This window comes from Pandoraea fibrosis (genome assembly GCF_000807775.2).
Classification (GTDB): Bacteria; Pseudomonadota; Gammaproteobacteria; order Burkholderiales; family Burkholderiaceae; genus Pandoraea; species Pandoraea fibrosis.
The window spans coordinates 2,272,955-2,285,781 of the sequence record NZ_CP047385.1; the positions used below are offsets into that span (position 1 = coordinate 2,272,955).

Below are 12,827 nucleotides of genomic sequence, written 5' to 3' on the forward strand. Positions count from 1 at the left end.
GTGGCCTATCAGCCCCCTTCGATCGTCGGCGAGCATTACCCGTTCACGGACAAGCAACGGCGTTTGCTGGCGCTGGCCGAACAGGTGGGGCGCGAGTCGCTCGCGCCACGCGCCGCCCGCTGGGATCGTGAAGCGTCGTTCCCGTTCGAGAACTACGACGACATGCGCGCCGCCGGCTTGCTGAAGTTGTGCATTCCCGAATCGGACGGTGGCCTGGGCGCCGATTTCGCCACGTACATGATGGTCTCCGCCGAGCTGGGCCGCCACTGCGGTGCTACGGCGCTCACATTCAATATGCATACGTGCTCGATGATGTGGACGGGCATTCTTGCCGACGATCTCGACATGACTCCCGAGCAACGCACTGAGCATGCGGGCTATCGAAAGCATCACTTCTCGCGCGTCATTCAGGACGGCGCGATCTACGCGCAGCCGTTCTCCGAGGGCAGTGCGGCGGCGGCGGGCAAGGCACCGTTCGGTACGACCGCGACGAAGGTGGAGGGGGGCTGGAAGATCAACGGTCGCAAGATCTTTGCATCGCTCTCGGGCGCGGCGAACTACTACGGCGTGCTGTGCACCGAAGACAAGCCCGAGTTGTCGATGAAGGACACGTTCTACATCGCCGTGCCGGGCGACGCGCCGGGCGTGACCGTCACCGGCGACTGGGACCCGCTGGGCATGCGCGGTACGGTGTCGCGCACGTTGCTCTTCAAAGACGTGTTCGTTCCCGACGAACTGCAATTGATGCCGCGTGGCGTCTACTATCAGGCCGCCAGCCGCTGGCCACACATGTTCATGACGCTCGCCCCGACGTATATGGGGATCGCGCAGGCCGCCTACGATTTCACGGTGCGCTATCTGCGTGGCGAAGCCGACGGCATGGGCGCACCGGTCAAGCGTCGTATGTATCCGACCAAGCAGATTGCCGTTGCACAAATGCACATCATGCTTGAGCAAACGCGCGCGCTGTTTTTGCGCGCCTTGCAGGACGGTCGTGCAGATCCAGGCAAGGAGGCGCGTCTGCGGGCGTATGCAGCGCAGTACACGATCATGGAGAATGCGAACGAGTTGTGCCGTCTCGCCATCCGCACCTGCGGCGGGCAGTCGATGCTCAAGACGTTGCCGCTCGAACGTATGTATCGCGATTCGCGTTGCGGCGCGCTGATGCTGCCGTGGACTGCGGAATTGTGCCTCGACCGTATTGGCCGCGAGGCGCTCTACGAACCGGGCGAGCGCGACGAGTAGAAACAAGGTAAGCGACGTGAGTGGCACGCGGGCCCCGGTTCGCTGGACTCATGCGTTGTCGTCTCTCTTGTCACGGAGAACAAGTTGACGCCTTTTGTAGAAGCGCTTGCCCGTCATGCACGCGCCACGCCTGAGCGGCTGGCATTGCGTTGTGGCATTGGCGATGAATCGGAGCGGACCGACTACGCTGCGTTGTGGCGACGCGTCGAGCGGGTGGGGGGGCATTTGCGCAGCACCTGGCGCATCGCACCGGGCGATCGCGTCGCCTGTCTCGGTCTGAATGACGAGTTGCAACTGGCGCTGCTGTTTGCCTGCGCCCGTGCCGGCGCCATTTTCCTGCCGCTCAATTTCCGTCTAGCCGTTCCCGAACTGGCCGCGATCGTGCGCCATGCGGGCGTGCGTGTGCTGTGGTTCGACGCTGTGCATCGCGACGCTGCGCGTCAGATCCGCGACTCGCTCGAACAGCACGCCATCACCGACCTGCCGCCGCCCGCCATTGCACCGATCGAAGGACTGATCGCGGTGCCGTCGACAAAACCCGTCGACTATCCCGATGTCGCTGCCGATGCGCCTGTACTGCTCGCCTATACGTCCGGCACGACGGGCGAACCCAAGGGCGCGCTGCATACGCAGGCCGGCTTGCTCGCCAATGCCGAAGCCAGTTGGTGGGCGCACGACATGCGTGCCGACGACCACATCCTGTCGACACTGCCGATGTTTCATGTCGGCGGCCTGTGTATTCAAACGCTGCCTGCGCTGTTGTGCGGGGCGAGCGTCACGCTGCATCCCCGTTTCGATCCGGCAGCGTGGCTGGCGGATGTCGCGAAGCACCGTCCGACGCTCTCTCTGATGGTGCCCGCGACGATGCGAGCGGTGCAACTGCATCCGGCGTGGTCGACGACTGATCTGTCGTCGCTGCGCGGCGTGATGGCCGGCTCCAGCGTTGTGCCGATGTCCGCCATCGATGCATTCCACGCGCGTGGCATTCCGCTCGGGCAGGTGTATGGCGCGACGGAAACCGGTCCGGTATCGATTGCGCTGCGCTTTGGCGAAGCGAAAGCGTATCCCGGTGCGGTGGGCCGTGCGTGCCCGGGCGTGGAAGTGCGGCTGACGGATGTGAGCGGGCAGGACGTCGCGGCCGGTGAGGTCGGCGAGATTCTCGTGCGTGCACCGAATGTGATGCGCGAGTACTGGCGTGCGCCCGGACACGCCTCGTTCGAGGGCGGCTGGTTCCACTCCGGCGATCTGGCGCGCTTGCGTGAGGATGGGTGTTTCGAAGTCGTGGGCCGCAGCAAGGACATGATCATCTCGGGGGGCGAGAACATCTACCCGGCGGAAATCGAGAATGCGCTGGTCGACTGCCCGGGGGTACTGGAGGCCGCTGTCGTTGGCGTGCCGGACGAGCGATGGGGCGAGGTGCCGGTGGCGGTCATCGTACCGACGCCCTCGGCCGGTGCGACGTCTCAGACCGTGCTCGACTTCCTTGGCGAGCGCATCGCTCGCTTCAAATTGCCGCGACGCGTTGTGATTCTCGATGCGCTTCCCAAAAGCGCGCTTGGGAAAGTGCAAAAACCGATTCTCATTGGCTGGTTATCTGCGACGCAGGAATTGCAAACGTCGACTGCAAGTCGGTAATCAGAATATTTATTCAGTTTTTGCTTAAAAACGCCGAAGTCCTTGCTGTACAAGGGCTTCGGCGTTTTTTTATGCTGACGTTCCGCGATGCATAAGGGAAAATCCCTATGCGTAACCGCTCGATTTGTTACCATCCGGTGAGAATCTCATTTTTTACTTTGGGAATTGCATCGCAAGATAGCGCCCATGTCGTCATCGGCGGCTAGCCCGCTGATTTTTTTGCTTTCTTTTGTTTTCAAGACGATGGACACCACCGAAGCTCATTCGGTCTCTGAACGCGTTCTGCAAGTCCTTGTGACTGTGGCGCGTCATGGACGACCGATCGCGGCACGCGAGATCGCCGCGCAAACGAGCCTGCCGCTCTCCACGGTTTACCGCCACCTCGTGCCGCTCAAGAAGTGGGGCCTGGTGCAGGAGCACGCCCATGAGGCGCTCTATGAACCGGGTCCGGTCGGCGTGCAATTGGCGTGGGGTTTCGACCACAACTCGCATCTTGTCACCCAGGCACGTGAGGAAATCGACGCCCTCGTGCAGCGCACCGGCGAGACTGTCGGTCTGCTTGTGGCCGCCAACGGCCAGGTCGTCTGCCTCGACATGCACGAGAGCGAGCAATCGCTGCGTTGCTCCTTTGCCAAGGGGCGTGCGCATCCGCTGGTGCATGGCGCGTCTGCCAAGGCACTGCTCTCGTTCCTGCCCCAGGCGACCCGCGAAAGCCTGATCGGCCGCCAATTGGCGGGCCAGCCGGTCGCGCAGGAGCGTCTCGTCGCGCAGGTCGAAGAGATTCGCAAGCAGCGATACGCGGTGTCCGAAAGCGAAGTGGATTTCGGCGTCTGGGGCGTGTCGGCCCCTGTGTTTGCCGCCAAGGAGCGTCTGGAGGGCACCATCACGCTGATGGCGCCGGCCGTGCGTGTGGCTCAGCGCCACGAAGAGCTGATCCGCCTCACGGTGGCAGCAGCCGAGCGTATTTCGAATCGATTGCAGTACTTTTAACCGGTTTTAGCCGACCAAGACTACACGAAGGAGTACCAGATGAAATTGCGTCACATCCTGTTCACGATGGCGCTGGCCGTCACCTGCTCGAGCAAAGTCTTCGCTGCCGACGACGTGTTGCGTGTTGCCACCGACGCGACCTTCCCGCCGTTCGAATATGTGGACAACGGCAAGCGCACCGGCTTCGACGTCGAAATGATCGAAGCGCTGGGCAAGGCCATGGGCAAGAAGGTCGAGTGGACGGATATCGATTTCAAGGGGCTGATCCCGGCCGTGCTTTCCAAACGCGTCGACGTGGCTGCTTCGGCGATCTACATCACCGACGAGCGCCTGAAGGTGGTGAACTTCACGCATCCCTACTACACCGGCGGTCTGGCGATTCTGGTGAAGGCAGATAACACGAGCATCAAGGAACCGGCCGACCTGACCGGCAAGAAGGTGTCGGTGCAGGTGGGAACGAAGTCGGTGCAATTCCTGAAGGAAAGCTATCCGAAGGTCGAGCGCGTGGAAGTCGAGAAGAACGATCAGATGTTCGAACTCGTGAAGATCGGTCGTGCCGACGCTGCCGTGACCGGCAAGCCGGCAGCGCTGCTGTACGCCAAGGCCAACCCGGGCGTGAAGGTGCTCGACAAGACGCTGACCGTTGAGCGTTATGGCTTCGCCGTGCGCAAGGGCGACACCGAACTGACCAACGAGATGAACAAGGCGCTGGAGAAGGTTCGTGCAGACGGCACCTACGCTGCGCTGGTCAGCAAGTACTTCGGTACCGCGAAGTAAGCACGTCGCAAACGTAATACCGGGCGGGTTTGCCGTCACCCCGAATGGGATGACGGCGCCCGCCGATGCAATAAAGCAGTAGAGCAACTGACGGAGTACGCATGGAACTCGATTTTTCGCCGGTGTGGGCAAACTGGCAGGACCTCGCGCGTGGCGCGCTCGTTACCGTCGAGGTAACTGCCTGCGCACTGGCGCTGGGCTGCGTGTTGGGTTTGCTGGTCGGCATGGGCCGCCTGAACCCGGCACATCGCATTCGCTACGGCATCTGTACCGCCTATGTCACGTTCATTCGTGGCACGCCGCTGCTGGTGCAGCTCTTTATCCTGTTCTTCGGACTGCCTCAGTTCAACATTCTGCTGCCGGCCTTCATGTGCGGTGTGCTGGGTCTGGGCATCTATAGCGGTGCCTATGTCTCGGAGATCGTGCGCGGTGCCATCCAGTCGATCGAACGCGGTCAGATGGAAGCCGCCCGCTCACTCGGCATGCCGTATGGTCAGGCCATGCGCTCGGTGATTCTGCCGCAGGCCGTTGTGCGCATGATTCCGCCGCTGGGCAACGAATTCATTGCGCTGATCAAGAACTCGGCCCTCGTGTCGCTGCTCACGATTCATGACGTGATGCACGAAGGTCAGAAAATCATCAGCGTGTCGTATCGCTCGCTGGAAGTGTATCTGGCGATTGCGTTTGTTTATCTGATTCTGACCGGTGTCACCACGCTGCTCCTGCAGCGCGCCGAGAAGTCCCTGCGTGCCGGAGGTGCCGTGCAATGAGCGAAGTGAAAAAGGAGATCGGCGCCCCGATCCTGAAGATCGAGGGCCTGGGCAAGGCCTACGGCAGTCATCAGGTGCTCAAGGGCATCGACTTCGAAGTCGATGCGCGTCAGGTTGTCGTGGTCATCGGCCCGAGCGGTTCGGGCAAGAGCACGTTCCTGCGTTGCTGCAACGGGCTGGAAACGGCGGAGCAGGGCACCATCGAAATCGTGGGCAAGAAGCTCGTCGATCACGGCAAGATGATGGGCGAGAACGCGCTCAATCATCTGCGTACCGAAGTGGGCATGGTGTTCCAGTCGTTTAATCTGTTCCCGCATCTGAGCGTGCTCGATAACGTCACGCTCGCACCGCGCAAGCTGCGCGGCATGAAGAGCGCCGACGCCGAGAAGCTCGCTCGCGAATTGCTGGCGAAGGTGGGACTGGCGGCGAAGGCCGACGTCTATCCGGGCACGCTGTCGGGCGGTCAGAAGCAGCGTGTGGCGATTGCCCGCGCACTGGCCATGCAACCGCAAGTCATGTTGTTCGACGAGCCGACCTCGGCACTCGATCCGGAACTCGTGGGGGAAGTGCTTCAGGTGATGAAGGCGCTCGCAAACGACGGCATGACAATGCTGGTGGTCACGCACGAGATGGGATTCGCCCGCGAAGTGGCCGATGTCGTGGTCGTGATGGATCAGGGGCGAATCATCGAAGCGGGCGCGCCGGAGCAGATTTTCACTGCGCCGCGTGAAGCGCGCACGCGAGAATTCCTGCAAGCGGTCATCGCACGGTAAGGCAAGGCAGGCAAACGTATGACAATTGATCGAACGGTCTGGCAAGGCCGTGTGGATACCGGCGAAACCGGCCATACCCTGCGTCTGCATCAGGTGCTGCGCGATTACGATGCGTCGCAGGCGGCGGGCGGCGCAGTCGTGCTGGGCTTTTGCAGCGACGAGGGTGTGCGCCGCAATCATGGGCGTCAGGGCGCGGTCGCTGGGCCGGACATGCTGCGTCGCGCGCTCGCGAGCCTGCCGGTGAAGGGCACGCCGGTCGTGTTCGATGGCGGCAATATTGTGTGCGCCGACGACCGGCTCGAAGCGGCGCAAGCCGCGCTCGGCCACCGCGTGGCCGAGGTGCTGGCCGCCGGTGCGCTGCCGGTCGTGCTGGGTGGTGGGCATGAGATTGCCTATGGCACCTTCCTGGGCGTTGCCGAGCATTTCGGCGACCGTCTGCGCGACGAGCCGATCCTGATCCTCAATTTCGACGCGCACTTCGACCTGCGTGCACAACCGACGGCCAGCTCGGGTACGCCGTTCTGGCAGATTTCGCAGTTGCTCGCGGGCCGTCAGGCGCCTTTCCATTACGCCTGTCTTGGTGTGAGCCGCTACAGCAATACCGATGCCCTTTTCGAGCGTGCGGAATCGCTGAACGTGGATTACTGGCTCGACGACACGATGCTCGCGCATCGTTTGCCGGAAATGTGCGAGCGGCTCGAGAAGAAGCTTGCACAAGTGAGTCACATCTATCTGACCATCGACATGGACGTGCTCCCAGGCGAGAAGGCGCCGGGCGTGTCGGCACCGGCGGCGCATGGCGTGGCTCTGGAAGTTGTCGAAGCGCTCATCGGCGTGGTTCGCCGCTCCGGCAAGTTACGTGTCGCGGATATCGCCGAGTACAACCCGACGTATGACCGCGACGGTCTGACCGCGCGAGTCGGCGCTCGTCTTCTGCATCCGCTCATCACGCAGTTGAAAGGCTGACGCAGATCGGTAGACGCGAGTTCGCTGTAGGGTAATTTGCGCCGTTTGCAGAACTTCTGCGCGACAATAGGGCGGGCGATCGAACCATCGATCGCCCGCCCTAATTTTTGTGCGCTGCCGCATAAAGCGTTGTCGACAAGCGAGGTCATGATGACAGAGCAGACGAACTCCCCGAGCGATACCCGTACCGAAGTTGCCACGCTGGCGGGTGGCTGTTTTTGGTGTCTCGAGGCTTGCTATCAGCAGTTGGACGGCGTCAAGTCCGTCGTCTCGGGTTATGAAGGCGGCCGTGTCGACAACCCGACCTACGAGCAGGTCTGTGAGGGCGAAACCGGTCACGCGGAAGTGGTGCGGTTGACCTACGACCCGGAGGTTGTCTCGTTCGAAGAATTGCTGATCGTGTTTTTCCAGATTCACGATCCGACGACCGTCAACCGTCAGGGCAACGACGTTGGCACGCAATACCGCTCTGCGATCTTCTATCAGGATGAGAAGCAGAAGGAGATCGCCGAGCATCTCATCGCCGAACTGATGGCCGAGATGACTTACCCCGCACCGATCGTCACGCAAGTGGTCCCGACGCAGACGTTCTGGCCGGCCGAGGCGTATCACCAGAACTACTTCCGTCAGCATCCCGATCAGGGTTACTGCGCTTATGTAGTCGCCCCGAAACTCAAGAAATTCCGCGAGAAGTTTGCGCGCCGTCTCAAGTCGGCGGCTTAACCTAACCAAGTCCCTCACCGCCGTCCCCGACACGTCGAGCCTCTTGCGACGACGCGGGGCGGCGCGGTTCAGCCTGGCGTTGGGTTACAGAATCACACACGGACCGCTTTGCATCAGGTCGAGCGGATCGTGGTGGCGGTACGGGCCGCTCGCCCGCGGTGAACGACCCAGATCGGAACGCTGACGGCATCGGGCCAATTGCGCGGTGAAATCGGCAAGGGTGGTGTCGTCCTTTGCCGCGAGCGTGTTGCCGGCGGGGGGGAGTGTAGTGTGTCCCCGCACTCCCGCTGCTCGGTAATGGAATCCGAGGATTGCCGCATGCGCTTCTCTGATGAGAGGCGCATGCGGATTCCCTTCATGAAGAAATGCCAGTTCGCTCTCGCCGGCGAACAGCAACGCGTCCTCTTTCCCTTCGTCAAGCTCCGGAAACGCGAACCGTCCGATTTCGACGCTGTGCGCGCCGACGTCGTAGCTCAATGCCGTCAGTGTTCCGGGCAAGTAAGCGGGATCGTCGCGAAGGAGCGATGGCAGCCCCATTTCCTTGACTCGCGCCTCGACCGAGACTTCGGTGCCTTCCGGGTGAAACGTTAGAAGCTCACCAAGCGCCTTGCGCAGCTCGGCGTTGCTGGTGTATCGCCCGGTTCCACACGCGTTGTGCGGCGTGATCAGCTCCGCGAGCACATTATCGAAGTAGTCTCTCACTGGTATGACGCGGCACGTGAAGGCCGCGCGGCCCAAGCGAGCGTAGAGCCGCTCCGACGTTGTCGAAGCAGGGCTCCTTGCGTGAGGCCGGTTCTCGATCCTTTCCATGTCGATGGCGATTTCGTGGCGATTCGCGCGAGCGTCAATCGCATAGGAACCGGCGTTTGATAGTACGGACGAAATTACCAAGGCGAGTGGCGGCATTGTTGGTGCTCCGTTAGGGTGAGGGACGCGGGAGGGGGCATTGGGTAAAGCGACTGAGAGTGGATTGCATGTTCTACGTGGCTATCGGCATCAACCCACAACAAGGGCAGGCGCCCCACCGCTCGCCGCATACAGGATCAGACAGGGTTCGTCGACAAAGACGGCATGCCCGTAGGCGGCGTCTAGGCTGTCGAAGAAGAAGGCTTCGGCTGCACTCGGCACCCGCTGCGTCACGATCTCGAAACGGTGGTGATCGAAGCGAATGTCGAGATACGTCAGACTCACATGAAACCAGACCACATAACCGGCAAATGGCAGCACTGACGGCAGCGTCGGAACGCCGCCGGTCGAGTGCGATTCGCCGTCCGACGCTGCGACGCCTTGCGCTTCCAGCCAACGCCGATAGTCTTCGCGCACAGGTCGATTTTTCATGGTCGTTTCTCCTGAGAAGTGACGACGACGCTTCCTGAGGCGTCGAGCGATAGTGCGGCCGTTGTCAAGGCACGGATTTCGGAAACGACCGGTGCGCTGCCGAATTTGCATCGCACCGTCGAAGCGCGCGGCGTCCAGCGACGTTGCCACGTCATATGGGTGCCGGCCGCACGCGCTGAAGCCCGACGCAATCTAAGTCCTTTGCGCGGCATCGTTCGGTGTCCGGTCAACGATATCGATGATGCCCGGTGTGCCGACTTCCGGGATGAAGGAGCGTCTGAAAGGGGTATCGGACAACACCCGATTCCGGGGCTACCGGCGCCCAAAGCGGGTCGCCCCCAGGGTGAACGTGGTGCCGACGGCCGTTGAAATTCCCTCACGGGGGGCCTGACATGAGAGCTCGCGAGGGCAGAAGACCAGACGCCAAGGCCGTCCAGGCGAATCGGTCCGGAAACCCGCATGGCACCTGAATGTTCATATATTCATTATTTTTCGCATAAAATACCGGCTTCCCTCCATGAAGTCTTCAGGTAGTCCGCCGTGCGCCCCCTGCCTTTCCGCGATGCGTTGATGGCCATGATCGGCATCGCGCTCGTCAATATGCTGGTCGCTCTCGACCAGACCGTTGTCAGTACAGCACTCCCGTCCATCGTCGCCGAACTCAAAGGGTTCGAGTATTACGCCTGGATTGCGAGCATTTACCTGTTGGCCTCCGTGGTCACCGTGCCGGTATTCGGCCGGCTAGGGGACTATTTCGGCCGACGGCAGTTCGTGATCGCTTCGGTACTGACCTTCACCATCGCCTCGCTGCTGTGCGGGCTGGCCCCCAACATGCCGTTCCTCGTGTTTGCACGCGGGTTGCAGGGGATCGGCGGCGGCATGATGGTCGGTACGGCCTTTGCTTCGGTGCCGGACCTGTTCCCCGACGCCCGCTCACGCGTGCGCTGGCAGGTCGTGATTACCACGGCTTACGGCATTGGCACGGCCGCCGGGCCGTCGCTGGGCGGGCTGCTCTCCGAGCATTTCGGCTGGCGTTCGACGTTCTTCGTGAACCTGCCGGTCGGTCTGGCGGCGTTGTACTTCGTATGGCGATACCTGCCGAAATTCCCGCCGGCGCATCGGGGCGAAGTTCGGGTGGACTGGCGCGGCGCGGCGTGGATCGCGATCGTGCTCGGTGGCTTTCAGGTGTTTATCGAAAACGTGCCGGCGCATGGCGCTTCGCTCGGGAATCTGCTGCTGATCGCTGCCGTCGTGTTCGGCTTCTGGGCGTTGCTGCGCACCGAGCGCCGGGCCACGCACCCGATCGTGCCGCTCGATATGTTCCGGCACCCGCAACTCATCGTGCTCTTCACGCTGTCGGTGCTGATCGGTTTTGTGATGTATTCGCTGATTTTCTTTGCGCCGCTGCTGTTGCAGGGCGGATTCGGCCTGAGTCCGCAGGGCGCAGGCCTGATCGCGACGCCCATTGCGGCATGTATCGCGCTGGGCAGCTTCATCAATACGCCAATCGTGGTGCGCCTCTCGCGGCCCACCAACATGCTGATCCTAGGGTTTTGTCTGCTCGCGGTGGCGTCGGCGGGCGTGGGGCTGGCGCATCGGGATACGTCGCACGGCCTGCTGGCATTGATGATGGCCTGTGCGGGCATCGGCATTGGTTTCATCCTGAACAACATGAACGTGTTCGGACAGGAAATCGCGGGGCGCGAGCGTTTCGGCATTACCACCGCGCTGTTGCAGTCGACGCGGATGGTCGGCGGCATGCTGGGCACGACCATCGTGGGCACGCTGGTCAATCACTGGTACGCCAACGGCGTGGCCGGTGCCGTGTCGGGTTACGACGGCACCCCGGCGGCCCACGCGGTCGCACGGGCGCTCGATCCGCGCATCCTGATCGATCCGGCCCTGCGTGCCGATTTGCTGATGGACCTGCGCGCCATGGGCATCGACGGTGCGCCGTTGGTGGAAACCGCTCGCCAGACGCTCGTGAACGCTGTGCACGCCGGGGTGTTGCTGACGGGCATTGCGGCGATCATTGCTGCCGTGCTGGTGCGCCGCATTCGGCAGATCCAGTTTCCCAAGCATATCGACCGTTCGGCGGTCGCCGCGCCGGAATAAGTGGGGATCAGTTGAATCAGTTGGAATCAGCGCGAAAGCGGCCCGGTGTTGTCCTAACGGGCGATGCCAACTGGCGCAAAACCGCAGCACAGGGCAAGCCAACGCCCGTCAAAATGCCGGGCCGGGTCCGACCTCGTTTACAATGCGCGGTGTTTGCCGGGTGAGCCGGCATCAACGAATTTTGTGAACGAGGTTTCCATGATCATCAAGCCACGCGTGCGCGGCTTCATCTGCGTCACCACCCACCCCGTCGGCTGCGAAGCCAACGTCAAGCAACAAATCGAATATGTGAAGGCACAAGGCCCGATCGCGAACGGCCCGAAGAAGGTGCTCGTGATCGGCGCGTCGACCGGCTATGGCCTGGCCGCGCGCATTACCGCCGCCTTCGGTGCCGACGCGGCAACGCTGGGTGTGTTTTTCGAGCGCGCGGGCAGCGAGACCAAGCCGGGAACGCCGGGTTGGTACAACACCGCTGCCTTCGACAAATTCGCTACCGAGAAGGGCCTGTACGCGAAGAGCATCAACGGCGACGCGTTCTCCAAGGAGATCAAGGCCAAGACCATCGAGACGATCAAGAACGATCTTGGTCAGGTCGATCTGGTCGTATACAGCCTGGCCGCGCCGCGCCGCACGCATCCGGAAACGGGGCAGGTGTTCAGTTCGGTGCTCAAGCCGATCGGCAAGTCGGTGACGCTGCGCGGCATCGATACGGACAAGGAAGTCGTCAAGGCGTCGGTGTTCGAGCCGGCGTCGCAGGAAGAAATCGATAACACCGTGGCCGTCATGGGTGGCGAAGACTGGCAGATGTGGATCGACGCGCTTGCCGAAGCCGGCGTGCTCGCGCCGGGGGCCAAGACGACAGCATTCACCTATCTCGGCGAGAAGATCACGCACGACATCTACTGGAACGGTTCCATTGGCGCCGCCAAGAAGGACCTCGACGAGAAGGTGCTGGATATTCGCGCCAAGCTCGCCGCGAACGGGGGCGATGCCCGCGTGGCCGTGCTCAAGGCGCTGGTCACGCAGGCCAGCTCGGCCATTCCGATGATGCCGCTCTACCTCTCGCTGCTGTTCAAGGTCATGAAGGCCAAGGGCACGCACGAAGGCTGTATCGAGCAGATCTATGGTCTGTACAAGGACAGTCTGTACAGCGCTACGCCGCGCCTCGACGACGAAGGCCGTGTGCGCACCGACCAGAAGGAACTCTCGGCGGATGTGCAGGCGGAAGTCTCGGCGCTGTGGGATAAGGTGACGGACGAGAACCTGTACGAGTTGACGGATTTCGTGGGCTACAAGCACGAGTTCCTGCGTCTGTTCGGCTTCGAGATCGACGGTGTCGATTACGAGGCCGACGTGAATCCGGACGTGCCGATTCCGCACCTCGTGGCGTAAGCCATCAGCACGCCCCGCACGGGCGTAGTGAGACTTAGCGAGACGTAGTGCGATGGCGAAGGCCTGAGTCCGGCGAAAGCCGGCTCAGGCCTTCGTCGTTTCA

General features: G+C 62.1%; 12 protein-coding genes. 10 read left to right on the forward strand and 2 right to left on the reverse strand.

What is annotated here, in order from left to right; genetic code table 11:
• The 8 genes from PI93_RS10210 (at position 1) to msrA (ending at position 7,879) form a co-directional block, all read left to right on the forward strand.
• Positions 1–1,245: an acyl-CoA dehydrogenase family protein gene (locus PI93_RS10210; RefSeq protein WP_052240819.1), complete on the forward strand. Its 1,245-nt coding sequence runs from the start codon at positions 1–3 to the stop codon at positions 1,243–1,245.
• Between the two features lie 84 nt (positions 1,246–1,329).
• Positions 1,330–2,880, forward strand: a complete 1,551-nt coding sequence (locus tag PI93_RS10215) for a class I adenylate-forming enzyme family protein (RefSeq protein WP_039372627.1) — start codon at positions 1,330–1,332, stop codon at positions 2,878–2,880.
• A 243-nt stretch (positions 2,881–3,123) separates the two neighbouring features.
• Positions 3,124–3,870 carry an IclR family transcriptional regulator gene (locus PI93_RS10220; protein ID WP_039372846.1) on the forward strand — a complete coding sequence of 249 codons (747 nt, stop codon included), beginning with the start codon at positions 3,124–3,126 and terminating at the stop codon, positions 3,868–3,870.
• Between the two features lie 39 nt (positions 3,871–3,909).
• Positions 3,910–4,647: a transporter substrate-binding domain-containing protein gene (locus PI93_RS10225; protein WP_039372624.1), complete on the forward strand. Its 738-nt coding sequence runs from the start codon at positions 3,910–3,912 to the stop codon at positions 4,645–4,647.
• Between the two features lie 101 nt (positions 4,648–4,748).
• Positions 4,749–5,417, forward strand: coding sequence for an amino acid ABC transporter permease (locus tag PI93_RS10230; RefSeq protein WP_039372621.1), 669 nt, complete (start codon positions 4,749–4,751; stop codon positions 5,415–5,417).
• On the forward strand, positions 5,414–6,190 hold the full coding sequence (locus PI93_RS10235) for an amino acid ABC transporter ATP-binding protein (protein ID WP_039372619.1): 777 nt from the start codon (positions 5,414–5,416) through the stop codon (positions 6,188–6,190). The genes PI93_RS10230 and PI93_RS10235 overlap by 4 nt, the downstream gene beginning before the upstream one ends.
• 18 nt (positions 6,191–6,208) lie before the next feature.
• A complete protein-coding gene (gene hutG / locus PI93_RS10240; protein WP_039372616.1) occupies positions 6,209–7,156 on the forward strand; it encodes a formimidoylglutamase in 948 nt (315 codons plus the stop codon).
• Positions 7,157–7,303: 147 nt separating this feature from the next.
• The gene (gene msrA / locus PI93_RS10245; RefSeq protein WP_224786282.1) at positions 7,304–7,879 is read left to right on the forward strand and encodes a peptide-methionine (S)-S-oxide reductase MsrA; all 576 of its coding nucleotides are present in this window, start codon (positions 7,304–7,306) and stop codon (positions 7,877–7,879) included.
• Between the two features lie 84 nt (positions 7,880–7,963).
• Here the strand turns inward: msrA and PI93_RS10250 are convergent, their stop codons facing one another.
• Both PI93_RS10250 and PI93_RS10255 read right to left on the reverse strand, forming a co-directional pair.
• Complete coding sequence (locus tag PI93_RS10250; protein ID WP_144400505.1) at positions 7,964–8,785, reverse strand: hypothetical protein; 822 nt, start codon at positions 8,783–8,785, stop codon at positions 7,964–7,966.
• 90 nt (positions 8,786–8,875) lie between these two features.
• Positions 8,876–9,217, reverse strand: coding sequence for a hypothetical protein (locus PI93_RS10255; protein ID WP_039372610.1), 342 nt, complete (start codon positions 9,215–9,217; stop codon positions 8,876–8,878).
• Between the two features lie 576 nt (positions 9,218–9,793).
• Here PI93_RS10255 and PI93_RS10260 point away from each other — a divergent pair.
• Positions 9,794–11,332: an MFS transporter gene (locus tag PI93_RS10260; protein WP_039372840.1), complete on the forward strand. Its 1,539-nt coding sequence runs from the start codon at positions 9,794–9,796 to the stop codon at positions 11,330–11,332.
• Between the two features lie 198 nt (positions 11,333–11,530).
• The gene (gene fabV / locus PI93_RS10265) at positions 11,531–12,724 is read left to right on the forward strand and encodes an enoyl-ACP reductase FabV (RefSeq protein WP_039372607.1); all 1,194 of its coding nucleotides are present in this window, start codon (positions 11,531–11,533) and stop codon (positions 12,722–12,724) included.
• The last annotated feature ends 103 nt before the right edge of the window (positions 12,725–12,827 follow it).

Coding starts and splice junctions, on each gene's coding strand:
- PI93_RS10220 (WP_039372846.1), top strand. CDS start 3,124: ATGGACACCACCGAAGCTCATTCGGTCTCTGAACGCGTTCTGCAAGTC.
- PI93_RS10225 (WP_039372624.1), top strand. CDS start 3,910: ATGAAATTGCGTCACATCCTGTTCACGATGGCGCTGGCCGTCACCTGC.
- PI93_RS10230 (WP_039372621.1), top strand. CDS start 4,749: ATGGAACTCGATTTTTCGCCGGTGTGGGCAAACTGGCAGGACCTCGCG.
- PI93_RS10235 (WP_039372619.1), top strand. CDS start 5,414: ATGAGCGAAGTGAAAAAGGAGATCGGCGCCCCGATCCTGAAGATCGAG.
- hutG (WP_039372616.1), top strand. CDS start 6,209: ATGACAATTGATCGAACGGTCTGGCAAGGCCGTGTGGATACCGGCGAA.
- msrA (WP_224786282.1), top strand. CDS start 7,304: ATGATGACAGAGCAGACGAACTCCCCGAGCGATACCCGTACCGAAGTT.
- PI93_RS10250 (WP_144400505.1), bottom strand. CDS start 8,785: ATGCCGCCACTCGCCTTGGTAATTTCGTCCGTACTATCAAACGCCGGT.
- PI93_RS10255 (WP_039372610.1), bottom strand. CDS start 9,217: ATGAAAAATCGACCTGTGCGCGAAGACTATCGGCGTTGGCTGGAAGCG.
- PI93_RS10260 (WP_039372840.1), top strand. CDS start 9,794: ATGATCGGCATCGCGCTCGTCAATATGCTGGTCGCTCTCGACCAGACC.
- fabV (WP_039372607.1), top strand. CDS start 11,531: ATGATCATCAAGCCACGCGTGCGCGGCTTCATCTGCGTCACCACCCAC.